Genomic DNA, 23,587 nt, shown 5'->3' on the forward strand with positions numbered 1-23,587 from the left:
TTTCGACCCGCTCCCTCCCCCTCGCGTCGGCTACAGCCGTCTCGCGGCGGTCGGCGACAGGGGCCGGATAGGAGGGTTTCCACCGGGCCGACCGCCGCTGGGTCCGTCGGTCGCCGCGGTGTGGTATCTATCCTGCAATATCCGAATCAAATCCGTAAATTTCGGGCGTTTCGAACCGAATAGCGGCAATGTGGGATTATCCACATTGATACCTTCTGCGAATACTTATCACTTTACTCCCACACGTTTTCGTATGGAAATCGAGCGAAATGAACGGGAGTCCGCGGCCGGAGACGGGGACGTCTCCCGACAGCACGACGCGTATTCAGGCGGTGCCGCAGCGGCGGCGACCGACGAAGTTCTCGACGACGTGGACGACGTGGACGACGCGACCGACGAAATCGGCACGGCCGTCGCCGAACTCTCCCGCGCCTCCGAGAGCGTGGCCGTCAGCGCACAGGAGATAAGCGACCTCGCGGGCGACCAGTCGACCAACATGCAGGAGGTCGCCGGCGAGGTGTCGAACCTGAGCGCCAGCGTCGAGCAGATAGCCTCCAGCGCCGACCAGACGAAGGCGATGAGCGACCAGGCGCGCGACCTCGCCGCCGAGGGTCGAAGCTCCGCCGACAACGCCGCGGACGCGATGGAGACCGTCGACGACGTGACCACCGACGTGTACGACGAAATCACCGACCTCCGCGCGAAGGTCGACCAGATAGACAGCGTCGTCGAGGTGATAAACGACATCGCCGACCAGACGAACCTGCTCGCGCTCAACGCTTCCATCGAGGCCGCCCGCGCCGGGGAGGCGGGGGCCGGCTTCGCCGTCGTCGCCGACGAGGTCAAGAGCCTCGCCGAGCAGTCCCGCGACAGCGTCTCCGAAATCGAGGCGGTCGTCGGCGACATCCAGGAGACGACCGAGACGACCGTCGGCAACATCGAGGAGGCCAACGAGGAGGTCAACGACGGCATCTCGGAGGTCGACGCGGCCGTCTCCGCGCTCCGGAACATCGACGCCGCGGTCGGCGAGGCCGCCGCCGGCGCGGAGGAGGTCGCCCGCGCGACAGACCAGCAGGCCGCGAGCACCGAGGAGGTGGCGAGCCTCGTCGACGAGACCGCTCGGGGCGCGGAGGAGGTCGCCGGCGAAATCGACCAGGTCGCCGCGGCCACCGAAGAGCAGACGGCGAACATCTCGGAGGTCGCGCTCCTCGTCGACCACATCGACGACGAGGTCGACGACCTCGAAGACGAACTCGACGCGGCGGAAGACGGGCTCTCCGCCCGGGGCGCGTAGATGTCGCTCACCGACGCGCCCGACGGCGCGCCCGCGGAGCCGACGCAGGTGCTCGAATTCGAACTCGGCGAGGAGCGGTACTGCGTCGACCTCGACGCAGTCACCGAAATCATCGACCGCAAGTCCGCGCGCTCGCTGCCGGACACGCCGCCGCACGTCGTCGGCGCGATGGACTACCGGGGCGCGACGACGATGCTCGTCGACACGGCCTCGCTCCTCGGCGTGGGCTCGAACCCCGACGCCTCCCGCGTCGTCGTCTTCGACGCCGCCGACGAGGAGGCGACCGTGTTCGGCTGGCTGGTCGACGAGGTCGACCGCGTGACGGAAATCGACCCCGAGACCGTCGACGACGCGCCGTTCGGCGACGAACTCACCCGCGGCGTCGTCAGGAGCGACGACGGCCTCGTCGTCTGGGTCGAGCCGCCGTCGGGCGAGTAGACCGACTGCACCGTACTTTCTTGGGCGCTCCCGCGAACCAGTCTGACGATGGGAACCCGCCGCGACGCCGTCGATAGCTTCGATTCCTTCCGGCAGTTCGTCGGACTCGAACGCGACGTGCTCGTCCTCTCGGTTGCGATGTTCGCGTTCAGCCTCTCGTTCCAGATGACCGGGCGGTACGTCCCGGAGTACCTCCGGGTGCTCGGGGCCGGCGCGACCGTCGTCGGCCTCTACGGGAGCGTCGGCAACCTCATCGGAGCCTTGTACCCGTATCCGGGCGGCGCGCTCTCCGACCGACTCGGGTCGCGCCTCTCGCTCACGCTGTTCGGCACCGTCTCCTCGGCGGGCTTTCTGTTCTGGTTCGTCGCCCCGCAGGTCCCCGAGGTGACGCTCGCGGGCGTCTCGCTCGAACCGTGGCTCTGGATTTTCGTCGGCCTCTTTCTCACGCAGGCGTGGAAGTCGTTCGGCCTCGGCGCGACGTTCGCCATCGTCAAGCAGAGCGTCCCGCCGGAGCGGCTGGCGATGGGCTTCGCGAGCACCGAGATTTTCCGCCGCGTCGGCTTCCTCCTCGGGCCGCTCATCGCGGCCGCGCTGTTGGCGGCGACGGCGACGTTCGTCGAGGGCTTCCGGTACGTCCTCGTCGTCGCCGCGGCGTTCGGTATCGTCGCCACCGTGGCCCAGCACGTCCTCTACGACGCGCGAGAGGACTCGCTGGGCAAGTCGTTCGAGGGGCTTGCACAGCTCCGCGACGACCTCCGGTCGCTACCGGAGACCCTCCGCCCGCTCCTCGTCGCGGATACGCTCGTCCGGTTCGCCAACGGGATGGTGTACGTCTTTTTCGTCATCGTCGTCACGGAGTTCCTCGCCGTCGGCTTCACCGGGTTCGGGGTCTCGCTCCGGCCGGACGCCTTCTTCGGCGTCCTCCTCGGCGTCGAGATGGTCGTCGCGCTCCTGACGAAGCTCCCCGTCTCGAAGCTCGCCGAGCGGACCGGACTCAAACCGGTCGTCGGCCTCGGGTTCGCGGTGTACGCCGTCTTCCCGGTCCTTCTCATCTTCGCGCCGGCGGACCAGTGGGTCGTCGTCGCCCTGTTTGCCTTCTCCGGGCTCCGGTTCGCCGGTCTCCCCGCGCATAAGGCGCTCATCGTCGGCCCGGCGGAGCGCGACGCCGGCGGGCGGGTGACGGGCGCGTACTACCTCCTGCGGAACACCATCGTCATCCCGAGCGCGGCGCTCGGCGGCTGGCTCTACGCGAGAGACCCGACGCTCGCGTTCTCGGTCGCGTCGCTCGTCGGAACCGTCGGCGTGGCCTACTTCGCCCTGCGCGGGAAGGAGTTCGAGGCGTACGCCGGCGGGGCCTGACGCTCGGTTCGGGCATCGGTTCGGTGTCGGGTCGGTCGTCGCTTCGGCGGTCCGTTCGGGTGTTCGTTCGGCGGCCTGCCGGGTAATCGCCCCCGAGGTCGGCTCGGACGAGTCGGCTACCCGCCCCGCCGACTGCTCGTCGCCCGCGGCGTCTCGACCCACGACGCCTCGTTGAGTGAACTGAATCTCCCAATCTCCGGAGTGGGGTGGGCTTCGACGCGATTTTGCGGCACATTACGAGTCGAACCCCGCCGAGACGAGGGGGTCGTCGGCCCCGCTTTGACCACGCAAAGATTCAACTTGAATAACATACATCTTTGTTCATGGACATCGGAATACTCGGCGCTGGCCGACTCGGTGGGACGTTGGCCCAACTCCTCGTGGAGGCGGGCCACGAGGTGGCGATAGCCAACGACAGCGGGGTCGAGTCGATGGCAGACCTCTCGGAGACGCTCGGCCCGCAACTGCGCGCGGTGGAACCGAAGCGAGCGATTCGGTTCGGCGACGTGGTCTTCCTCGCGATTCCGTTCCGAGAGCGCGACTCGCTGCCCGACGCGGACCAGTTCGCGGAGAAGATTGTCGTCGACGCGATGAACCCCTACACGGAGAACTTCCACGTCATCGACCTCGGCGACGACACCTCCTCGGAGCTCGTCGCGGCCCAACTCCCGGACGCGAAACTGGTCAAGTCGTTCAACACCATCCACTGGGAGACGTTACGCGACCTCGGACACCCGGACCTCCCCGAATCGGAGCGTCTCGCGGTGTTCCTCGCCGGCGACGACTCGGACGCCAAGGCGCGCGTCGCCGGCCTCATCCGCGATATCGGCTTCGGCCCCGTCGACGTCGGCGGTCTCGTTCCGGGCGGCGAACTACTGGAACCGGGGTCGGCCCTCTACAAACGCGAAATCACGGTCGAGGAGGCGCGGGAAACCGTCCGAACGCTTCGTGCTCGACAGGGCTGACCGTCGCCTCCGCGAAACTATCACGATTTTTGGTTGTGTATGGTGGCCACCAGATTGCTCTCGCGGATGTACCACTCCCGTATCCGTTCGATTTCGTGACGTTCACGAATTACAACTGTTCACAAATAGCATGGATTTAAGGGGCACCGTCGCACACAGACGCCTGTTAAGCACCCATGATGGTACAGACGAACGACTGGAGGGATTCGCGCGTGACGTACGACGATGCGACCGGGTCGTACCGCGTCGACCGCGATACTTCCGAACTCCTAAGCACGAATATTGTACTGAGTATTGCGGCAATCGAGGGCGTCCGACCGACGCAACTCCCACCGCTCGCACAGACCATCGACCCCGACGCGCTCGAAGCGGTGTTCGACTGTTCTAACGACGCGCTCCTCTCGTTTTCGTACGCGGGCTACCGCGTGACGCTCGACGCCCTCGGTTCTATCGAAGTGGTCCCCATCGGCGACATCCAGCCCCTTCAGTGAGGCGACGCGCCGCGTAACCGCCGACCACTTACCGCTCACTCACCCCGGCGAGCGGCAGCGCAGTCCCGCGGTTCGATGCGCCGGCACTGCGGTCCCCCCGCGCCCGCAGTAGGTGTCGCCTGACCGCCCGTTCGTGACAGTAGGCGAAACATACCAAAACGTCCCGTCACCGTCTCACACGGTATGTTCGGAACGAGTGGAATCAGAGGTCCGGTTGGCCGAACCGTGACCGCCGAACTCGCCCTTCGAATCGGCCGCGCGGTCGGCTGCGACGCCTGTACCGTCGTCGTCGGACAGGACGCTCGACTCAGCGGCGACGTGCTCGCGGACGCCGTGAGCGCCGGCGTCCGCGAGTGCGGGGCGAACGTGGTCCGACTCGGCGTCGCCTCGACACCCACGGTCGCCCGCGCGGTCGGTTGGGCCGGCGCGGACGCCGGCATCGGCATCACCGCGTCTCACAACCCCGCCTCGGACAACGGCCTGAAGCTCTGGACGCCGAGCGGCCGCGCCTTCGACAAGGCCCAGACGCGCGACATCGTCCACCGGCTCAACCGCGACGAGGTGTCGCTCGCCGCGTGGGACGAACACGGCGAAGAGCGCGAGTGGCCCGACGCGGCGGACCGCCACGTGAGCCACCTCGTCTCGTCGTTCGACGACCTCGACGGCGTCTCCGTCGCGTTCGACCTCGGCAACGGCACGGGCCGGGTCTCGGTCGACGCGCTCTACGAACTCGGCGCGACGGTCAACACCATCGACGGCCAGCGGGACGGCCGGTTCCCCGCCCGCAAGAGCGAGCCGAACGCCGAGACGCTCACGGCGCTCCGCCGGACCGTCCCCGCGCTCGACGCGGACGTGGGGCTCGCCCACGACGGCGACGCCGACCGACTCGTCGCGGTAGACGAGACCGGTGCGTACGTCCCCGGCGACGCGCTCCTCGCGCTGTTCGCGCGGGACGCCGTCTCCCCGGGCGACGCCGTCGCCGTCCCCGTCGACACGAGCCTCCTCGTGCAGGACGTGGTCGAGGCCGCCGGCGGGCGCGTCACCTACACGCCGGTCGGCGACGTCCACGTCGCCGAGGCGGTCGCCGAGGCGGGCTACGTCTTCGGCGGCGAGCCCTCCGGCGCGTGGATTTGGCCCGACGAGACGCTCGCGCCCGACGGCCACTACGCGGCGCTCACGCTCGCCGACCTCGTTGCCCGCGGCGCGCCGCTGTCCGAACAGGTCGCCGACCTCGGCGGGGCGGGCTACGCCACCCGCCGCGCGAGCCTCTCGTTCGACGACAAACACCAGGCGATGGACCGCATCGCCCGCGACATCCACGCGACGTACGACGACGTCGACACCATCGACGGCATCCGCGTCGACACCGACGACGGCTGGTTCCTCGTCCGCGCCAGCGGGACCGAACCGCTGGTCCGCATCACCGCGGAGGCCCGCGACGAGGGCGACGCCGACCGCCTGTTCGAGGACGTCCGCTCGCTCGTCGAGGGGGCACGCGTCGTCGCCTGACTCACCGCCGTTTGTCGTCTCCCTCGCGCTCGCGGTGCCGCCGCTTTCGGTCGGTTCGAAAACAACGGACGCTCGGGTCGCTCAGAAGGAGTCGTCGGGGACGCGGACACCGTCGACGTACACCGACACGGCGTCCGTCGACTGGAAGTTGGTGACGTCGCCCGCGAACTGGTAGCGCCGCGAGCCGTCGCTGACGGTCCCCTCGGCCGCGGGACCGACCGTCCCGGTCGTGCTGAGCGCGCCGTTCGGCTGGAGTGGTGAGATGGACCCGCTGACCGTCACTTCGAACGAAGAGACGGAGCCGGTGCCGGCGACGACGAGTGTGTGTCCGTCGGCGTCGACCGACTCGTCGACCTGTTCCGTCGCCGAGCCGACCCCAGAGAACCCCGCGATCGCACCGGCGGCCGATACCGACCCGCACAGCGCGAGGTACTTGCGTCTACCGACGTCGTCGTCAGTCGCCGTTTCTGGGTCCTGCCCGGTGGACCGTTCTCTTACCATGTCTCAGGGGTTGCGGATTATGCCCATAAATGTTGCGATAATTACATTAGTTGGAATACATGAATGTCTATCGATGATATTATTGCCGTTGTTACTGTTCGCATCACCGACGTGTTCTCGCGGTTCGGACAACGTACAAAAACGCCCGAAAGCGTCGACTTATTCTCGAATTAATCCGATTCTTATTCTCGAATTAATCTCCGATTCTCGGTGCTGGAATGCACATATTGGATGTGACATTTTCCACGATAACCGAGTGTAATGAGTTCTGATATATCTCTCCGGGATGTGCGTCGAATCCGTGCCGTCCGCGGCCCGCACGTCGGCTCACACCTCGAAATTTCGCCGGGTGAGACGGGCGAGGGCGGCGTCGAGCGTCACCCCGTCGCGTGGCGTGTCGTCGGTGGTCTCCGGTGGGACAAGCGACGGGGCGCCGACGACCACGGTCGCCGCCGGTCCAGCACCGACGCGGTCGCTGGGTCGACGCAGCTGCGGAAGGAGGAGGGACCGAACGAGACCGCGGGGACCGATGCGGCCACCAGCGACGAGCAGTTCTCGTCTTCGGTTTCTTCCGGGGCGAGCGTCCCACTCTCGCCCGCGGGCGTTCGAACGGACGGTTCGTCTCTCTGCGGGGACGACGGCGTGTTATCCGAGGAACCCGACGCGTCGGTCTTCCCAGTCTCGGCGCTCGACGATGGACTCACGTCCCTTCTCGGACATCTCGTAGAAGTTCGTCCGACGGTCGTGTTGTCCCTTGTTGACGTACCCCTGTTCGACGAGGGCGTCGAGGTTCGGGTAGAGGCGACCGTGGTTCACCTCCCCGACGTCTTTGCTGATCATCTCTTTAATCTCCTGCCCGGACGGGCGCTCTGCGCCGGCGATCACGTACAGCAGGTCGCGCTGGAAGCCAGTCAGTTCGAACATGTAGTCTCGAATCTAAGTATCGCCGTCATCGGGTATTGTTAGCCACCTCTATACTGGACAATTGGGTTCCTTACCGCCGTTGTCGCGAGTTTGCTCACGTTTCGGCCCGAGGGTTTTTCTCGAAACCGTTGAGATATGTAATCATCTCTGAGACCGAGATAACCCCCTCCCGCTGACGGTCTGCGCCCCGGTAACAATCGCGTGAAGATGAGCTTAATATCCGGTAGCGACCGACTCGGTGCCTCCCGGAAACGTCACGATAACAAAGGTCGGGTGTGGTGTAGTACGACCCAACCGGGTAGGGTCCCTCTTCACACCGCGTGCGGGACCACCCCCGCACACGACGATGACAACGCTATCAAAAGACGAGCTATTCCGAATCCTCAGTAACTCCCGGCGGAGGCAGATTCTCTACTTCCTCCATCGGGCGGGCGAGGCGATCTCGCTGAAGGAACTCGCGGCGATGGTCGCCGCACGGGAGAACGGAACGGCGGTCGAAGACGTGACCGACGAAGAGCGACAGCGCGTGTACATCTCGCTGTACCAGACGCATCTCCCGAAACTGGAGAGCGCCGGGTTGGTCGATTACGACGACGAAGAGCGGTCCGTCGAGCTCGTTTCGAACGTCGCAAAGCGGGGGTTCTTCTGGATGCAATCCGAGACGAACGAGCCGTGGAGCCGGTATTACGCGCTCCTCGGCGCGCTCAGTTGGGCGCTCATTCTCGGCCTGTGGGCGGGCCTCCCCGGGTTCGCGCTCGTCTCGTGGAGCGCCGTCGCGGTGTTCGTCTCCGCGGCGCTCCTCGTGTTGGTGTTCGCGCAGTACCGCTCCGAGCGGCGGGCGGGGACATCGGCCGACGCCTTCGAAGCGCTCGTGGAATAACCGCGGAATAATTCGTCTCCTCGCGGCCGTCGCAAACACCCGCTCCGAAGCGCTCGCGTATTCTCAACGGATGCTACTGCTGAATCGACGTATCCGTGAACCTAACTACCAACTGTGTTTTATATATTTCTCAGAACCGAGATAAATGAGAGTGAAAACGGCGTCCCTCGCGGCTCTCTGGTAGGATTCTCTTACTGTCGGAACTATTGAAAGTCTGAGTTAGTATAGATTGTTACAGTCACTTTACTCGCAGATTTTGCAACCCTAACAGTCGGAGAAATCAGAGTGTGGGATTGTCAGACAAGTATATATCCTCGCTTAACCTATTAGCTCACTGACCCTCTGTATCTGGGGCGCGCTTGGTGGGGCGCATCCAAAGGTTGTGGTCTGTGCAAACGCCTCGTGGTCTTCCCTCTCGACCGACCACGTGACACGGTAGCACCCGACCACACAGTGGGGGAGGAAGGAACAATGGTTACCGATTCACTACAAGCCGATACCGGCGTTGTCGACCAGACGACGAATGAACAGCCCGCGGAGACGACTGGTGGGTCTCACGCGCTCGCAGAACAGCAACAACAACCCGAAATCGAAGCGCTCTCGAAGGACGTCGTCTTCGAGATTCTGAAGAACCAACGCCGGCGCGACGCGCTCCGGTACCTCAAGGAGAACGACGGCGAGGCGAAGCTCGGCGACATGGCCGAGTTCATCGCCGCGAAGGAAAACGGCATCGAGATCAAGGCGCTGTCGTCGAGTCAACGAAAGCGCGTGTACATCGGTCTGTACCAGTGTCACCTGCCGAAGATGGACTCGGCGGGCATCGTCGACTTCGAGAAGAACCGCGGTGACATCACGCTTCTCGACACCGCGAAACAGCTCGACCAGTACCTCGACGGCGACATCGTCAGCACCGAGGACGACGAGCAGTCGGCGTCGCTCGCCGCGTCGCCGAAGCGGAACCTCGCTATCGCCGCCGGCGTGGCCGCGACCGTCTCCGCCGGACTGCTCGGCGTCCCCGGACTCGAACAGGTCCCGGCCGCCGGCTGGGCCGTGTTGAGCACCGCGACGCTCATGGCCATCACCGCGATGGAGTCGTACAAGAACCGCCTCGACCTCTGAGTCGGTCGGTTCTCACGCGTCCGCGACGATACCGATTTCCAACGACTGCACCCGGATTTTACTTCGCTCCGCTTTCGAACAGCCGCGGCATTCGGTCCCTCCCTTCTTTCCGCCCGCCGACATCTGCTCTCCTCGACTCCTCCACCGAGGTCAACTCTCCTCGACTCCTCCACCGAGGTCCGTTCTCACCCCGCGGTGTGGTTCGCAGTCCGTGCGACCGACGCGGCGGCTCGCCGCGCCGCGACACTGTCGGGGGAGCGCCCCCAGATTAGGCGCGTCCGAACCGTCTACTCCGCCGATTTCGGACTGCGGTCTCCGCTTGCAACAGTCTCACACGCGACCCTAACGCGAGACCGGTTCGGGGAACGCGCTGTATAACAATCCCCGTCGCCCTCCCTGTTTCCTTCATGACTTACATACCGTCACGGTCACGTTCCGAACGCCTGTCGCTCGCGGGAGGGCGCGAATGAACGACCGCATCACCGAGGCGGTCGTCCTCGCGGGCGGAGAGGGGCGACGGCTTCGCCCGCTCACCACCTTCCAACCGAAGCCGATGCTCCCGGTCGCCAACCGGCCGGTCGTCGAGTACGTCCTCGACGCGCTGTTCGAGTCGGGCATCGAGCGCGCGGTCGTCGTCGTCGGCCACCGCGCCGACCGCATCCAGTCGCACCTCTCTGCGACGTACCCCGACGCGAACATCGAGTTCGTCCACCAGGACGCCCGACTCGGAAGCGGGCACGCGCTCCTCCTCGCCGAGGAACTCGTCTCCGGCCCGTTCGTCGTCTGCAACGGCGACAACGTCATCGACGCCGACATCGTCACGACAGTGCTCGAACGCTTCTCGACGACCGACTCGGTGGCGACCGTCGCGGTCGCCGAGTCGGACACGCCCGAGGAGTACGGCGTCGTCGTCGAGGACAACGGCCGCATCGCCGACATCGACGAACACGCCGTCGACAGCGAGGGCTACCTCGTCAACGCGGGCGTCTACGTCTTCGACGACGCGGTGTTCGAGGCGCTCCGGCTCACCCCGCCGCACGACGGCGAGACGCGGCTTCCCGACGTGATTCACTACCTCGACGGGAACGTCACGTCCGTCCTCGTCAACGGCGGCTGGCTCGACCCCTCGCACCCGTGGGGACTCCTCTCCGTGACGGAGACGCTCCTCGCGCGCAGGCACGGCTCGGCCGTCGCCGGTTCGGCACGAATCCACGAGCGCGCGGTCGTCGGCGACCACGTGGTCGTCGGCGACGACTGCGACGTGGGACCGGGCGCGGTCATCAGCGCCGGCTCGTGCCTCCAGAACAACGTCTCGGTCGGCGCGAACAGCGTCATCGAGCGCTCCATCCTCTCGACCGACGCGCGGGTCGGCGCGGGCGTCGTCCTCCGGGACTCCGTCGTCGGCCCCGGCGCGACCGTCGGCGACGGCGTCGTCTCACCCGGCGGCCGGGCGGACGTCATCCTCGAAGGCCGGCTGTACACCGACCGCCGCCTCGGGAGCATCATCGGCGACCGCGCCGAGGTGGGCGCGAACGTGACGCTCACGGCGGGCAGTCGCGTCGGCGCTGAGGCTGTCGTCGGGGCCGGCACGGTCTTACACGGCGACGTCCGCGAGCGCGTGGAGGTGACTCACTGATGTGCGGAATCACCGCCTGCATCGGCGCGGACAACTCGGTCGATTCGCTCGTCGACGGGCTCCAGCGGTTGGAGTACCGCGGCTACGACTCGGCCGGCATCGCCGTGAAAAACGGCTCGGGCATCTCGCTGACGAAGCGCGTCGGCGAGGTCTCCGAACTCGTCGCGGCCGTCGAGCAGAACCCCATCGCCGGCGACTACGGCATCGGCCACACCCGCTGGGCGACCCACGGCGGCGTCACCGACGGCAACGCCCACCCCCACACCGACGAGTCGGGCCGTATCGCCGTCGTCCACAACGGCATCATCTCGAACTTCCAGTCGCTCCGGAGCGACCTCGAAGCCCGCGGGCACGTCTTCAGTAGCGAGACCGACACCGAGGTCGTCCCGCACCTCATCGAGGAGAACCTCCGCGACGGCGCGACCCCCGAGGAGGCGTTCCGCGCCGCGGTCGGCAGTCTCTCGGGGAGTTACGCCATCGCGGCCATCATCGGCGACGAGGAGGCCATCTTCGCCACCCGCTCGGGGTCGCCGCTGGTCCTCGGCGTCGGCGACGGCGAGTACTACCTCGCCAGCGACGTGCCCGCGTTCATCCAGCACACGGCGCGCGTCGTCTACCTCCACGACGGCGACTTCGTCGTCACTCGCTCGGACGGCTACGACATCACCGACTCGGCCGGCCGCGCGGTCGACCGCCCCGTCGAACACGTCGAGTGGGACCCCGAGACGGCGACGAAGGGCGGCTACGAGCACTACATGTACAAGGAGATTCACGAACAGCCCGGCGCGCTCCGGCGGACCACCCAGAGCCGGCTGAACACCCACGCCGGCGGCGTCGAATTAGAGGAGTTCCCGCCGGAGTCGTTCGCCGACGTGAAGCAGGTCCACCTCCTCGCCATGGGCACCTCGCACCACGCCGGGATGTACGCGGCGTCGTTGCTCAACTCCCGGGGCATCCCCGCCTACGCGTTCATGGCCGGCGAGTACTCGGTCATCAAGCCGCCGGTGACGCCGGACACGCTCGTCGTCGCGGTCAGCCAGTCGGGCGAGACCGCAGACACCCTCGACGCGGTGCGCCGCGCCCGCGCCGCCGGCGCGCGGACCCTCGCGGTCACGAACGTCGTCGGCTCGTCGATAACCCGCGAGTGCGACGACGAACTGCTCATCCGCGCCGGCCCGGAAATCGGCGTCGCGGCCACCAAGACGTTCTCGTCGCAGGTGACGGCGCTGACGCTCCTCACCGAGCGCCTCGTCGAGGACGTGACCGGCGCGAAGTCGCCCGAAGCGCGCGACCTGATGGAGGCGCTGTCGCGGCTCCCGGGCGACGTACAGGAGGTGCTCGACACCTCGATGGCCCGCGAAATCGCCATCGAGTACGAGGGCAGCGACGCGTACTTCTTCATCGGCCGCGGGGTCGCCCACCCCGTCGCCCTCGAAGGCGCGCTGAAGTTCAAGGAGATATCCTACGAGCACGCCGAGGGCTTCGCCGCCTCGGAGCTCAAACACGGCCCGCTGGCGCTCGTCACGCCGCTGTCGCCGGTGTTCGCCATCTTCACCGGCCACGAAGACGAGGCGACGCTGAGCAACGTCAAAGAGGTACAGGCCCGCGGCGCGCCGGTCATCGCCATCACGAGCGACCGCTCGGGCGAGGTGACCGAGTTCGCCGACCACGTGCTCAGAATCCCGGACACCCACCCCGACATCGCCGGCGTCCTCGCCAACGTCCAGCTCCAGCTCGTCGCGTACCACGCGGCGGACCTGCTCGAACGACCCATCGACAAGCCGCGCAACCTCGCCAAGTGCGTCACCGTCGAGTGAGCGTCGGCGAGCGGTGCGGCGGGTGCCGCCGCGCACCCGCGTTTCACTCCCATTAATCCGCCGCCGACGTCCGATTTCGGCGGCCCCTCAGTTATTCTCAGGTGTTCGAGACCGTCCGGAGATAAGCGGAGATTATCTCGACTGTAGGCACCGATTACATATTACCCGCCCGCGTCAGGTAACACGCGATGACCAGACGCGACCTCGTGGACGACGTTCTTTCGGCCTCGGACGAGCCCCCCGGACCGCTGACTGACGAGAGCGACGCCGCCGCGACGGACGAGACCGACATCCCCCCGGAGTCGTCCGACGACGACCTCCTCGACGCGCTCGGAGACGACGTCTCCCGGGGCGTGCTGTTGGCGTGCAATCGCGCGCCGATGACCGCGGAGGAACTCGCCGAGAGCTGCGAGGTCTCCGAATCGACCATCTACCGTCGGCTCGAAACGCTTTCGGGCCTCGGGCTGGTCGAGCGGACCCAGCGGGTCGACGCGCCGAGCAAGACGTGCTACGAGACGGTCGTCGACGGCCTCTCGATTCACCTCGGCGACAGCCTCCGCGTCGAGGCGGGACCGAGCAACTACGTCGTCGACGCGATGCGCACGCTTCTGACCGCCATCGACGTCCAACAGCTCGCGTACGACCGCGAGCAAAACAGCGTGGACGTTCGGTTCCGACTGGCCCCGCATCTGCTGGACTCGCTCGTGGAACTGTACGTCAGAGACACGAGTTCGCGCGAGAAGTAGTCGGCCGGCCGCGATACGGGTTGTTCGACCGTCGTCCGCTCACCGCCACGACCCGTCGACTTCGCCGAGGACGAGCGCGAGCGCGTCCTTCGCTCGGCCGACCGCGATGAGTTCGCGGGCGGCCGCGGCGGTGAGCGGGCCGATGGACTGCGAGGACGCGAGTCCGTCGACGATGTTGGGTACTTCGGTCGTGAACCACGAGTCAACGTCCGTGCCGGGTCCGTCGCCGACTTCCGCGGACGACCGAGATCGGGGCGCGTCGGAAATCATACTGAATGTACACGCTCGCGGGGGATAGTTAGGAATCTGTGCGCCCCGGTAACGGCCTCGTAACCCGCCGGGAGTCACTCGGCTTCGCGTACTCTCTCATTGAGTCTCTCATGCCACATTATTGCAAAGAATCATAACCTGTTGTAGCGTTCCTTGGACCGGTAATGTCTCTCAGCGAACTCATCTCCGGCGTCGCCGCCGCGGAGCGAACTCTGACGGTGTTCAATCCGGCCCCCGGCGTCGCCGAGCGACTCGCCGAGCATTTTTCGGACCGAAACGTCTCGGTGGAGTCCGCGAGTTCCGACGAGGGCCCCTCGAACTACGCCGTGCTGGGGACCGGCGACAAATTCCACACGGCCGTCTCGGTCGACGACCTCCTCAGGCCCCCCGAGAACGTCGAACCGGGCTTCGAACGCGACTCGTACGCGCCGATTCTCGACCATCTCGACGAGACGCTGTTTACCTCGTACGACCGTCAGCAGATGCTCAACGCCACCCGCGAAATCGAGGACCGCGCGTGGCGCGTCGGCGCGGGCGAACTTCACTCTGGCTTCCAGTCGGGCGGCAACCTCCGCCCGCAACTCGACACGTACCGCCGTCTCGGCGGCCGCGACGACCTCTCGGTCCACGCGTACATCTACCCGAACGGCGAGGTCCCGCAGGCGGACCAGTTCCAACTCCACCTCGCGCGCACCGACGAGATTCGGAACTCCTGGTTCGTCGCCTACGACGGCAACGGCGTCGGCGACTACAAGTGCGCGCTCGTCGCCGAGGAGACCGAACCGGGGTTCGGCTTCACCGGCTTCTGGACGTACGACCCCTCGACGGTCGACTACATCGTCAACCACCTCGTCTCGTCGTACTCGATTATCGAATCCGACGGCTCCGGCGACGGCGCTGACGGCCGTCGGCAGATGACCGCTCGACCGAACCCCCGGCGCTGACTCGACCGCGCCGGTTCGCGCCCCGTTCGCAGAATCAATTCGGAGAACTGGGCGCGAATACTTAGGGCCGCCCGCCCGGAACCGGGCGGTATGGTTGACGGAATCCTCCTCGACGCCTCGCACCTGAAAGGCAAGGTCAAGGGCGGTCGCGCCGGGGCCGAAATCGCCGGGATGAGCTACATCGGCTACGAACTCGCGGTCACGGAACGGAGTATCCACGTCTACGGCGACCACTGTAACGCCGACATCCAAGACGAGGAGTTCCGCTATCTCGTCGTCCCCCTCGACTCGGTCCGGGGCATCGAACTGAAGGACCTCTCGGACCGGGGCCGCTGTCTACAGATTCACGGGCCGGACGACGGAGTGACGCTCTTCTCGGAGAACCAGACGAGCCTCTCGAAGAACCTCAAGCGCGTGTTCCTCCTCCTCTCGCGTCTGCTCGCCTGAGCCGACCGGCGCTCCGGTCGAACCGGTCAGCCGGTCAGCCTGTCGGTCCGAAGCCGAATCAGGTAACGTTTCGAAAGCAGGTGTACTAACCGAACCGCTAAAGAGGGCCGGACCCGATGTGTGGGTATGGCCACGGATATGAACCTCGACGACGCCCCCTGTCCCATCATCGACTCGCTGAAGCAGATCGGGTCGCAGTGGCGTCTCATCGTCCTCCACGACCTCCAAGACGGTGAAAAGCGGTTCAACGAGCTGAAGCGCTCGACCGGCGCGAGTTCGCGGACGCTCTCTCGCGTCCTCGACGACCTGCAGGAACACGGCTTCGTCGACCGCCGGATGGAGGAGGACGCGCCGGTCGCGACGTACTACTCGCTGACCGACAAGGGCGTCTCGCTGTGTCCGGTGTTCGACGAGATACAGGAGTGGGCGACCGAGTGGCTCGACGCCGAACGCGAGGAGGAGTCGGCCGAAGCCGAGACGGTTCAGTCGACGGTCTGAACGGCGCTCAGCGCCGCGCTACGCTTCGAGCGGGTCGCCGCCCGCCGTCGCGACGATTTCCGCGTGGACGTCCGCGACGGTGACCGCGTCGAGTTCGTCGAGCATCGCCTGAATCGCCGGTTCGAGCAGTTCGCCGAGCACCGGCTGGATGTGTTCGCCGATAGTGCACTCGTCGTTCGGTTCGTTCGTGTGGAAACAGAACGGCTCGGCGTCTTCCACCGCCTCGTAGATGTCGCGAAGCGTGATGGCGTCCGGCTCGCGCGCCAGCGTGAAGCCGCCGGTCGGGCCGCGCTTGGAATCGACGAGGTCCGCCTCGCGGAGCGAACACAGGAGCTGACGGATGACCACCGGGTTCGTGTTGACGCTCCACGCGAGACGGTCGGAAGACAGCCGCTCGTCGCTCCGCACCGCCAAGTTAGTCAGCACGTGCGTCGCGACGACGAATCGGCTGCTGTTCGACATATACGTTCTTTGGTGCTACGGGCATTTTAGATTTCACGGTGCTGCGCTGATTTCGCCGGATTCGCCGCGGAACTGCCGTTTTTCAACCCCCAGTCCGGAACGGGGGTCCGATGTTCGAATCGGCCGGCAAGAATCGACCGGATGCGGCTCCGAACGGTCGAAAAGTAGACTCGTGAGCGAGAACGGTCCGGACGAGTTGCCCACGCCACGGTCGACTTACTCCTCGTTTCGCTCCGCCCGCGGCTTCGCGCGGCCTCCCCGTTTTTCCTCGCCCGCTCGCGTTCCGACTCCGCGTTCGTTTCTCTCCGTCTCGCCCGCTTCGGTCTCGGTCGCCCGCACGAGCGCGATGACCACGTTGTCGGCGACCTCCGCGGCGAACCTGCGTTCGTCGGTCCGCCACTGTCGCGGCTCTCCGACGTGTTCGTGACAGACGACGCCGACGACCTCGCCGCCCGACCTGACCGTCGCGTCGAGCATCGACGCGATGCCCTTCTGTTCGAGGTAGCCGTCCCGAAGCTCCGCGGTCGCGGGGTCGGTCTGAACGTCGTCGACGCCGAGCGACCGGTTCGCCGCCAGCGCCCCGAAGTACGACGGGTAGTTCGAGGCGGTCAGCGTCGTTCCGCGGTCGTGTCCGCCCGACGCCCGGTCGTACTGGTCGACACAGCGGAGCGTCTCGGCGTCGTCGAACAGCCAGACGCTCGCCCGCTCGACGTTCAGCACCGTCGCCATCGTCTCGGTGATTCGCGGCAGCGCCTCCTCGAACGAGCCCCCGATGACCGCCTCGTCGGTCGCGAGGTCGATGAGCGCCCGCTGTTGGCGCTCGCGTCGCTCCCGCTCGCGGTGCGCCTCGGTCACGTCGCGGAAGACGGCGACGACGCCCTCGACCGTCCCGTCGTCGGTCCTGATGGGCGACATGCTGTCTTCGATGTAGCGCTCGTCGCCGTCGCTCGTCGCGAGCTTCGTTCCCGCGGCGACTTCGACCGCCCCGCCCGCCGCGGCGACGCGCCGCATCGGGTCGACGGGCTCGCCGGTCTCGCCATCGGCGAGCGAGAGCACGTCCGACAGCGGTTCGCCGACGGCGTCGTCGGCGTCGTAGCCGGTTATCTCCTCGGCGGTCCGGTTCAGTTGGACGACCGTCCCGTCGGCGTCGGTGGCGACGACGCCCTCGGCGATGGAGTCGAGGGTGACGCGGAGGTACGCCTCGCGCTCTCGGAGTCGCCGTTCCGCGCGCCGGTGGTCCGTGATGCGGACGAGCGTCTGCCGGAGGACGCCGTACTGCGCCGTCGGGTCGCCGCCCTTCTGGAGATAGCTGTCGGCGCCGAGGTTCAGCGCCTCGATGGCGACTTCCTCGCGGCTCCGCCCGGTGAAGATGACGAAGGGCACGTCGGAGCCGCGCTCCTCTCGGAGCACCGACAGCAGTTCCAGCCCGGACATCTCCGGCATCTGGTAGTCGGAGACGACCGCGTCGAACGACTCCGACGCGAGCAGTGCCAGCGCCCGCCGCGGCGAGCCGGTCGTCACGACCTCGATTCCGTCGCCCGACGATTCGAGAAACCGCTTTGTCAGCGCCAACAGCCCCTCGTCGTCGTCGACGTAGAGCACGCGCCTCGACGCCGACTCCCCCTCGCTCACGTCCATGTACTGTCGTGCCGATTCGCCGTTGTGTCTGATAACTGTTTGGCAACTTAAATGTCGGCGGCGTGACTGGTGTCGGGGTTTGTGGTCGTTTCTGTGTCAGTCCTCGCCGGGGGTCGCCTCGTCGCCGGTCGCCGCGTGGTCGGCCGTCTCACCGCCCGTCTCGTCGCCTGCGTCGTCGTCCACGCGGTCGTAGAGTACGGATTCGCCGGGCTTGACCGTCCCGCCGGTCGGAATTCTGACGCCCGCGTTCAGCGAGGCGTTGATGCCGGTCTTCACCCCGTCACCGAGGACGACGCCGTACTTCCGACGACCCGACGAGACGAGTTCGCCTTTGAGCATCTGCCGGACGGGCTCGCCGTCGTGTCGGAGGTTCGCCACTTTTGTCCCCGCGCCGAAGTTCACGTCGCGGCCGAGGAGGCTATCGCCGACGTACGAGAGGTGGCCGACCGTCGCGCCCTCCATCAGGACGCTGTTTTTCACCTCGACGGCGTGGCCGACCTTGGCGTTCTCGCCGACGAGCGTGTGCCCCCGGACGTAGGCGTTCGGCCCGACGGTGGCCCCGCTGCGGACGAGCACCGGCCCCTCGATGACCACGCCGGAGCGGACTGTCGCGCCCGCCTCGACGACGACCGGCCCGTCGAGTTCGGCCCGCTCGGACACGTCGCCGTCGATTCGCGGTTCGAGCTCGCCGAGTTTCCACTCGTTGGCTTCGAGGAGTTCCCACGGCCGCCCCACGTCGAGCCAGCGGTCGAAGGCGACGCCGCGCACGTCGTAGGCCTCGCAGGTCGCCGCGAGCACGTCGGTCAGTTCGAGTTCGCCGCGGTCGCTCTCGTCCACGTCGAGCCAGCCGTGAGCCTCGGCCGGGAAGACGTACGCGCCGGCGTTGACGAGGTCCGACGGCGGGTCCGCGGGCTTCTCGACGACGCCGGTGACGAAGCCCTCGTCGTCGGTGTCGAGGACGCCGTAGGAACTCGGGTCGGCGACGCGGAACGACCCGACCGCGGGCGTGCCCTCGTACAGCGTCGACAGCGACGGCACGTCGTACAGCGCGTCGCCGTTGAGGACGACGAACGGCTCGTCGGGGTCGAGGTGGGGGGCCGCGGCGCGGACCGCGTCGGCCGTCCCGCGCTGTTCCGACTGGACGGCGAACTCGACGGGGACGCCGCCGCGCTCGTCGCCGAAGTAGTCGCGCACGTCTCCGGCCTCGTAGCCGACGACGAGGGTGATGTCCGTCGCGCCCGCCTCGACGGCCGCGTCGGCGGTGTGCGCGACGAGCGGCCGGTCGGCCACGGGGAGCATCGGCTTCGGTCGGCGGTCCGTGAGCGGACGCATCCGGGTGCCGCGGCCGGCGGCGAGAATGACAGTCTGCATACCTCCCTAAGGGGCTGCGCGGAAGAAATTCCTTCGGTCCGAACGATACCGAGGCGGGGACCAATCGCGGCGCTGTGGGTTGCCTCTGATCCACCTACCGTCGCCGACTTGCGGTGGTGCGGTCGACGCGGCAACCTCCCGTCAATCTTAATATTCGAAAACGTTTACGAACCCAGTTTCGAATTCGGGTCCGAAACTCCACCGTCGCGCGTCGCGGTCGCTCCGGGACGGTTCGAACCACACGGCCCGCGAACGGCGAATACGTTGGGGTTACGATGGGTTGGAGATTCGCACGAGACGCGGCGCCGTGTGTTAGTGAACGGACGAACGCCGGCGGGTAATAGTTTCGTTCCGCGGCGAGGCGAACCGCGTTCGTGGGCGTTATTACCGTCCCACCCTTCGGCTGTGGAGGGTTACGATGGAGATTCGCACAGGACTCTCTTACGGAGACGTATTGCTGGTTCCACAGCGCTCCCCGGTCGACAGCCGGAGCGACGTGGACCTCTCGACCAACGTGACGCCGGGCTTGCGCCTCGACACGCCGCTCGTCAGCGCCGCCATGGACACCGTCACCGAAGCGGACCTCGCAGCGGCGCTCTCCGGGCTCGGCGGCCTCGGCGTCGTCCACCGCTTCCTCGACGTGGACGAGCAGGCCGAACAGGTCCGCCGCGTCGCCGCGGCGGGCGGGACCGTCTCGGGCGCGGTCGGCATCAACGAGGACTACCTCGACCGGACCGAGGCGCTTCTCGACGCCGGCGCGGACGCGATTGTGATGGACATCGCTCACGGCCACATGGAGCGGTGTCTCGACGCGGTCGAGCGGATTCGCGACGAGTTCGACCCCGAAATCGTCGCGGGCAACGTCGTCACGCCGGCGGCCGTCGAAGACCTCTGGGAGGTCGGCGCGGACTGCGTGAAAGTCGGCGTCGGGCCGGGATCACACTGTACGACCCGCGAGGTCGCGGGCGCGGGCTACCCGCAGCTCACGGCCGTCTCGGAGTGCGCCGAGCGGGCGCACGACCTCGGTATCCACGTCATGGCCGACGGGGGGATTCGGACCTCCGGCGACGCCGCGAAGGCGCTCATGGCCGGCGCTGACACCGTCATGATGGGGAGCTTCTTCGCCGGGACCGACGAGGCGCCGGGCCGCGTGGTCGAGGTCGACGGCGAGGCGTACAAGCGCTCCCGCGGGATGGCCTCGACGGAGGCCGCCGACGACCGCGAGGACAAACAGAGCGACGTGGACGCCGGCGAGGGCGTCGAGGCGCTCACGCCCTACAAGGGACCGGTCGAACCGCTCGTCGAGGAGTTCCTCGGCGGGATTCGCTCCGGCGTGAGCTACTGCGGCGGCCACACGCTCGCGGACGCCCGCGAGAAGGCCTCGTTCGTCCGCGTCGCGGCGAGCGCGAAGGAGCGCGAGGGCGCACACGGCGTCGTCTTCGCCGAGGGACCCGTCGAGGTCGACGAGGAGGCCGAACGCGAGTTACAGGCCCCGATGGCCGACTGACGCTGGGCGTCGGGAACCGACCCGCGCCGCGGTACGCTTCGATGCGCCTCGGTACCTCGATGCGGTGCGCCGCGAGACACGGTGAATCACGACGCGACATGACGCGGCCCGCAGCGACGCGTTCGCTCCGGCGTGACCGCGCTGTCGCCTAGCGGCATCGCCGACCCTGCCGCCGCCGGCGGCGATGTCGCGTCCTAACTATTTCAGATTCGAAACTATATCTCCAACAATTTCTCCCTCTGGTAGTTGTGTGGAGTCTACGTACTGCTCCGAACTGAAGCGAACCGTTCCGCGGTCAGACTCGTCACACGCCGAATACTCAGTCTCTCACGTCGCAGCAGGCGTCTGCATTTCGTCCGAACTACCGCGTTAATAGCGCGGAAACTCCCGTTCGAAATGTCGAATCCACACCGGCCGACGCAAGTTCCGACCCGTCGATATCCGACCCCCGAACGCGACTCGCGCCGCCGTTTGCGTTTTAGGATGGGCATACTTATCAGGTTACTTAATGTATACGAATTTGTGACATGTTCGTCGGCAAACCTCCTTCGGAACCGACCGTCTCGCGGGGACGACCGCCCCGGCGTCGCGGGTCGCATGGTTCGGTCCGCTTTCTCGTTACAATCATAATTTTGTAATTCCAGTGCGGCGTTTTTCGGCTCGGATTCGAACGGCTTCGGGGGACGGACCGCGGGCCGACAATTATCGCCCGAAATACACCTGTGACGAACGTTCGTTCCGTATCGATGGATACCTACGAGTAGGTCGCGCGGATGCCGATGACGCGGGCGGCCTGCGTCACCATCTCGGGGACCTCCGTGTGGTACCACTCGCCTTTCATCCGGGTCGTCGGCCCGGAGACGCTGATTGCGCCGAGGATGGTCTCGTCGTCGGAGAGAATCGGCGCGCCGACCGCCCGCATACCGGTGATGCGCTCTTCGTCGTTGAAGGCGTAGCCGCGCTCGCGAATCGTCGCCAACTCGGCTTCGAGGGCGTCGCGGTCGCCTATCGTCTTCGTCGTCAGGCGCGTCAGTTCGCCGTCGAGAATCTCCTTTCGGCGCTTTTCGTCGCAGAAGGCGAGATAGGACTTGCCGACCGACGTGGCGTGGAGGTCGACGGTCGTGCCGATGTGCGAGTCGGTCTGGAGGCCCTGTTCGGACTTCACCTGATAGATGTAGACGCCCCGGCCGTTCTCCTCGACCATCACCTGTCCGCGCTCGCCGACGGCCTCGACGAGGTCGTCCATCTCGCCGATGGACGCGTGATACAGCGCGTGTCGCGTCCGGGCGTGGTCGCCGAGGTCGAGGAACTTCAGACCCAGCGCGTACTCGTCGCCCTGCCTGACGACGTAGCCGAGTCCCGCGAGCGTCTTGAGGTGGTTGTGGGCCGTGCTCTTCGAGATACCGAGGTCGTTCGCTATCTCCGACACCCCGCTCGCGTCGTGGTCTCTGATGTGTTCGACGATGCCGAACGAGGTTTTCGTAGCGCCGATTGACCCCGCGGCATCGCGTCCGTCCATGTCCATAGTTATCACTGAGAGAGTGAGGTAATAATTGTTGCCGTCTCGTTCGGACGGGCCGAACGAGTGTTCGGATTACTCTCGCGTCAGCGCCGCGACGGTTTCTCGAACCGGCGTCGAACCGACCGACGAGAGCGCGTCGAGCGCCGCGTCCGCGGCGTCGTCGCCGAGGCCGAACGCGAGCAGGTCGCGGTTGCGCGCGTCGAGGTCAGTCGCCGAAAGCGGGTCGCGGTAGTCGCCGCGTGGGTACTCGCGCTCGCCGACGTAGCGGCTTCCGTCGCGGGCGGTCACCTCGACGCGCGCGCCCCAGTCGTCGGGGAACGCCCGCTCGAACGCCTCGTCCGCGTGGAGATGGACGCGCTCCGTGAGCGCTTGGACGGCCTCGTCACCGAGCGCGTCGTCGAGGAAGTCGTCGAGTTCGACGCTCCCGTCGGCGACCCAGCGGGCGAGGACGTACGGCGTCGAGAACTTCGCCGCGGTGAGCGTCTCGGGCCGCGCGTGACTCATATCGACGCCGTTGCGGTAGGTGTACACGTCGATTCGGTCCACGTCGCCGGGCGCGAGGCCGGCCGCGCCGGCGTCCCGAAGCGCGTCGAGCGGGGCGTGGGTGTAGCGACACGACGGGTACGGCTTCTGGTAGGCCTCGGAAATCCACCAGTCGTCGCCGAGCGAGTCGAACAGCGCGGTGAACTCGCCGTCCGCGAGGAGCGTTTCGAACGGGTCGTAGACGCTCTCCATCGCCGCGGGCGACCCGCGGAGGCCGGCGGCGGTCAGCGTCGCGGCGCTCACGCCGGCCTGCGCGGAGAATCCGGCGGTGACGTTCCGCGACGGCGCGCCCTCCGCGAAGGGGTCGTGCATGGAGACGACCGCGAGGTTCAGCGCGGTCCGGACCGTCTCGCGCACCCCGTCGGGCGACTGTCCCGCGCAGACGGCGGCGGTCAGCGCCGGTCCGAGCGTCGTCCACGTCGAGTGCGGGTCGCGGACGAGCCACGGAATCGCCTCGTTCATCCGGGCCTTCATCGCGAAGATGGCGTACTCGAAGCGCGCGCAGAGCTCGTAGGAGCGGACGCAGGCTTCCACGAACGTCTCGCCGTCCACGTCGTGGGCCTCGGCGACGCCGACCGCGCCCGCGACGATGCTCGCGCCCACGTGGCCGCCGCGGTTGTGGCCCTCCTCTATCTCCTGTGTTATCGCGGCCGTCGCGTTCAACAGCGCCGCCTGCGACGGGCCGACGCGGCGGTCGGTCCCGAGC

At 66.9% G+C, this 23,587-nt stretch carries 23 protein-coding genes; 15 read left to right on the forward strand and 8 right to left on the reverse strand.

All coding sequences use genetic code 11. From position 1 onward, the window contains the following. The first annotated feature begins 253 nt into the window (after positions 1-253). From BN996_RS17550 to glmM, 6 genes are all read left to right on the forward strand, one after another. Positions 254-1,294: a methyl-accepting chemotaxis protein gene (locus BN996_RS17550; protein ID WP_089781220.1), complete on the forward strand. Its 1,041-nt coding sequence runs from the start codon at positions 254-256 to the stop codon at positions 1,292-1,294. Continuing rightward, the gene (locus BN996_RS17555) at positions 1,295-1,732 is read left to right on the forward strand and encodes a chemotaxis protein CheW (RefSeq protein ID WP_089781223.1); all 438 of its coding nucleotides are present in this window, start codon (positions 1,295-1,297) and stop codon (positions 1,730-1,732) included. A 48-nt stretch (positions 1,733-1,780) separates the two neighbouring features. Further along, positions 1,781-3,091 (forward strand): MFS transporter, encoded by a 1,311-nt coding sequence (locus tag BN996_RS17560; RefSeq protein WP_089781225.1) that lies wholly within the window; start codon positions 1,781-1,783, stop codon positions 3,089-3,091. Between the two features lie 323 nt (positions 3,092-3,414). Next, complete coding sequence (locus BN996_RS17565) at positions 3,415-4,056, forward strand: NADPH-dependent F420 reductase (protein WP_089781227.1); 642 nt, start codon at positions 3,415-3,417, stop codon at positions 4,054-4,056. A 176-nt stretch (positions 4,057-4,232) separates the two neighbouring features. Next, a complete protein-coding gene (locus BN996_RS17570; RefSeq protein WP_089781229.1) occupies positions 4,233-4,547 on the forward strand; it encodes a HalOD1 output domain-containing protein in 315 nt (104 codons plus the stop codon). A 183-nt stretch (positions 4,548-4,730) separates the two neighbouring features. Then, positions 4,731-6,056, forward strand: a complete 1,326-nt coding sequence (glmM, locus tag BN996_RS17575) for a phosphoglucosamine mutase (protein ID WP_089781232.1) — start codon at positions 4,731-4,733, stop codon at positions 6,054-6,056. A gap of 81 nt (positions 6,057-6,137) precedes the next feature. Here glmM and BN996_RS17580 read toward each other — a convergent pair whose 3' ends face one another. Both BN996_RS17580 and BN996_RS17590 read right to left on the reverse strand, forming a co-directional pair. Then, positions 6,138-6,557 (reverse strand): lactonase family protein, encoded by a 420-nt coding sequence (locus tag BN996_RS17580; protein ID WP_089781234.1) that lies wholly within the window; start codon positions 6,555-6,557, stop codon positions 6,138-6,140. Between the two features lie 645 nt (positions 6,558-7,202). Further along, positions 7,203-7,481, reverse strand: coding sequence for a PadR family transcriptional regulator (locus BN996_RS17590; protein ID WP_089781238.1), 279 nt, complete (start codon positions 7,479-7,481; stop codon positions 7,203-7,205). 346 nt (positions 7,482-7,827) lie between these two features. Between BN996_RS17590 and BN996_RS17595 the strand changes: the two genes are divergently transcribed. The 5 genes from BN996_RS17595 (at position 7,828) to BN996_RS17615 (ending at position 13,679) form a co-directional block, all read left to right on the forward strand. After that, on the forward strand, positions 7,828-8,361 hold the full coding sequence (locus BN996_RS17595) for a DUF7344 domain-containing protein (protein ID WP_007276256.1): 534 nt from the start codon (positions 7,828-7,830) through the stop codon (positions 8,359-8,361). 471 nt (positions 8,362-8,832) lie between these two features. Further along, positions 8,833-9,480, forward strand: coding sequence for a DUF7344 domain-containing protein (locus BN996_RS17600; RefSeq protein WP_089781242.1), 648 nt, complete (start codon positions 8,833-8,835; stop codon positions 9,478-9,480). A gap of 466 nt (positions 9,481-9,946) precedes the next feature. Further along, positions 9,947-11,116, forward strand: coding sequence for a sugar phosphate nucleotidyltransferase (locus BN996_RS17605; RefSeq protein ID WP_004967814.1), 1,170 nt, complete (start codon positions 9,947-9,949; stop codon positions 11,114-11,116). Beyond that, complete coding sequence (gene glmS, locus BN996_RS17610; RefSeq protein ID WP_089781244.1) at positions 11,116-12,933, forward strand: glutamine--fructose-6-phosphate transaminase (isomerizing); 1,818 nt, start codon at positions 11,116-11,118, stop codon at positions 12,931-12,933. Before BN996_RS17605 ends, glmS begins: the two co-directional genes overlap by 1 nt. 188 nt (positions 12,934-13,121) lie before the next feature. Beyond that, positions 13,122-13,679, forward strand: coding sequence for a helix-turn-helix domain-containing protein (locus BN996_RS17615; RefSeq protein WP_089781245.1), 558 nt, complete (start codon positions 13,122-13,124; stop codon positions 13,677-13,679). A gap of 39 nt (positions 13,680-13,718) precedes the next feature. Here BN996_RS17615 and BN996_RS17620 read toward each other — a convergent pair whose 3' ends face one another. Further along, a complete protein-coding gene (locus BN996_RS17620) occupies positions 13,719-13,949 on the reverse strand; it encodes a harpin-binding protein (protein ID WP_089781247.1) in 231 nt (76 codons plus the stop codon). A gap of 164 nt (positions 13,950-14,113) precedes the next feature. Between BN996_RS17620 and BN996_RS17625 the strand changes: the two genes are divergently transcribed. From BN996_RS17625 to BN996_RS17635, 3 genes are all read left to right on the forward strand, one after another. Further along, on the forward strand, positions 14,114-14,893 hold the full coding sequence (locus BN996_RS17625; RefSeq protein ID WP_089781249.1) for a DICT sensory domain-containing protein: 780 nt from the start codon (positions 14,114-14,116) through the stop codon (positions 14,891-14,893). A 90-nt stretch (positions 14,894-14,983) separates the two neighbouring features. Beyond that, on the forward strand, positions 14,984-15,340 hold the full coding sequence (locus BN996_RS17630) for a hypothetical protein (protein ID WP_089781251.1): 357 nt from the start codon (positions 14,984-14,986) through the stop codon (positions 15,338-15,340). A 126-nt stretch (positions 15,341-15,466) separates the two neighbouring features. Continuing rightward, a complete protein-coding gene (locus BN996_RS17635) occupies positions 15,467-15,838 on the forward strand; it encodes a winged helix-turn-helix transcriptional regulator (RefSeq protein WP_089781253.1) in 372 nt (123 codons plus the stop codon). An 18-nt stretch (positions 15,839-15,856) separates the two neighbouring features. Here the strand turns inward: BN996_RS17635 and BN996_RS17640 are convergent, their stop codons facing one another. The 3 genes from BN996_RS17640 to glmU form a co-directional block, all read right to left on the reverse strand. After that, positions 15,857-16,300, reverse strand: coding sequence for an Rrf2 family transcriptional regulator (locus BN996_RS17640; protein ID WP_089781255.1), 444 nt, complete (start codon positions 16,298-16,300; stop codon positions 15,857-15,859). A gap of 216 nt (positions 16,301-16,516) precedes the next feature. Further along, complete coding sequence (locus BN996_RS17645; protein WP_089781257.1) at positions 16,517-17,938, reverse strand: response regulator; 1,422 nt, start codon at positions 17,936-17,938, stop codon at positions 16,517-16,519. A 96-nt stretch (positions 17,939-18,034) separates the two neighbouring features. Further along, positions 18,035-19,309 (reverse strand): bifunctional sugar-1-phosphate nucleotidylyltransferase/acetyltransferase, encoded by a 1,275-nt coding sequence (gene glmU, locus BN996_RS17650; RefSeq protein ID WP_089781258.1) that lies wholly within the window; start codon positions 19,307-19,309, stop codon positions 18,035-18,037. 418 nt (positions 19,310-19,727) lie between these two features. Between glmU and BN996_RS17660 the strand changes: the two genes are divergently transcribed. After that, positions 19,728-20,816, forward strand: coding sequence for a guanosine monophosphate reductase (locus tag BN996_RS17660; protein WP_089781260.1), 1,089 nt, complete (start codon positions 19,728-19,730; stop codon positions 20,814-20,816). Between the two features lie 754 nt (positions 20,817-21,570). Here the strand turns inward: BN996_RS17660 and BN996_RS17665 are convergent. Then, positions 21,571-22,341 (reverse strand): IclR family transcriptional regulator, encoded by a 771-nt coding sequence (locus tag BN996_RS17665; RefSeq protein WP_089781262.1) that lies wholly within the window; start codon positions 22,339-22,341, stop codon positions 21,571-21,573. A gap of 69 nt (positions 22,342-22,410) precedes the next feature. Continuing rightward, the coding region (locus BN996_RS17670; protein ID WP_089781264.1) for an MmgE/PrpD family protein at positions 22,411-23,587 on the reverse strand (1,177 nt) is incomplete at its 5' end.

It is taken from the genome of Haloferax massiliensis (assembly GCF_001368915.1).
GTDB lineage: Archaea > Halobacteriota > Halobacteria > Halobacteriales > Haloferacaceae > Haloferax > Haloferax massiliensis.

Bases quoted from the DNA above. Each gene is read 5' to 3' on its own strand.
- BN996_RS17550 (WP_089781220.1), top strand. From the start codon at position 254: ATGGAAATCGAGCGAAATGAACGGGAGTCCGCGGCCGGAGACGGGGAC.
- BN996_RS17555 (WP_089781223.1), top strand. From the start codon at position 1,295: ATGTCGCTCACCGACGCGCCCGACGGCGCGCCCGCGGAGCCGACGCAG.
- BN996_RS17560 (WP_089781225.1), top strand. From the start codon at position 1,781: ATGGGAACCCGCCGCGACGCCGTCGATAGCTTCGATTCCTTCCGGCAG.
- BN996_RS17565 (WP_089781227.1), top strand. From the start codon at position 3,415: ATGGACATCGGAATACTCGGCGCTGGCCGACTCGGTGGGACGTTGGCC.
- BN996_RS17570 (WP_089781229.1), top strand. From the start codon at position 4,233: ATGATGGTACAGACGAACGACTGGAGGGATTCGCGCGTGACGTACGAC.
- glmM (WP_089781232.1), top strand. From the start codon at position 4,731: ATGTTCGGAACGAGTGGAATCAGAGGTCCGGTTGGCCGAACCGTGACC.
- BN996_RS17580 (WP_089781234.1), bottom strand. From the start codon at position 6,557: ATGGTAAGAGAACGGTCCACCGGGCAGGACCCAGAAACGGCGACTGAC.
- BN996_RS17590 (WP_089781238.1), bottom strand. From the start codon at position 7,481: ATGTTCGAACTGACTGGCTTCCAGCGCGACCTGCTGTACGTGATCGCC.
- BN996_RS17595 (WP_007276256.1), top strand. From the start codon at position 7,828: ATGACAACGCTATCAAAAGACGAGCTATTCCGAATCCTCAGTAACTCC.
- BN996_RS17600 (WP_089781242.1), top strand. From the start codon at position 8,833: ATGGTTACCGATTCACTACAAGCCGATACCGGCGTTGTCGACCAGACG.
- BN996_RS17605 (WP_004967814.1), top strand. From the start codon at position 9,947: ATGAACGACCGCATCACCGAGGCGGTCGTCCTCGCGGGCGGAGAGGGG.
- glmS (WP_089781244.1), top strand. From the start codon at position 11,116: ATGTGCGGAATCACCGCCTGCATCGGCGCGGACAACTCGGTCGATTCG.
- BN996_RS17615 (WP_089781245.1), top strand. From the start codon at position 13,122: ATGACCAGACGCGACCTCGTGGACGACGTTCTTTCGGCCTCGGACGAG.
- BN996_RS17620 (WP_089781247.1), bottom strand. From the start codon at position 13,949: ATGATTTCCGACGCGCCCCGATCTCGGTCGTCCGCGGAAGTCGGCGAC.
- BN996_RS17625 (WP_089781249.1), top strand. From the start codon at position 14,114: ATGTCTCTCAGCGAACTCATCTCCGGCGTCGCCGCCGCGGAGCGAACT.
- BN996_RS17630 (WP_089781251.1), top strand. From the start codon at position 14,984: ATGGTTGACGGAATCCTCCTCGACGCCTCGCACCTGAAAGGCAAGGTC.
- BN996_RS17635 (WP_089781253.1), top strand. From the start codon at position 15,467: ATGGCCACGGATATGAACCTCGACGACGCCCCCTGTCCCATCATCGAC.
- BN996_RS17640 (WP_089781255.1), bottom strand. From the start codon at position 16,300: ATGTCGAACAGCAGCCGATTCGTCGTCGCGACGCACGTGCTGACTAAC.
- BN996_RS17645 (WP_089781257.1), bottom strand. From the start codon at position 17,938: ATGGACGTGAGCGAGGGGGAGTCGGCGTCGAGGCGCGTGCTCTACGTC.
- glmU (WP_089781258.1), bottom strand. From the start codon at position 19,309: ATGCAGACTGTCATTCTCGCCGCCGGCCGCGGCACCCGGATGCGTCCG.
- BN996_RS17660 (WP_089781260.1), top strand. From the start codon at position 19,728: ATGGAGATTCGCACAGGACTCTCTTACGGAGACGTATTGCTGGTTCCA.
- BN996_RS17665 (WP_089781262.1), bottom strand. From the start codon at position 22,341: ATGGACATGGACGGACGCGATGCCGCGGGGTCAATCGGCGCTACGAAA.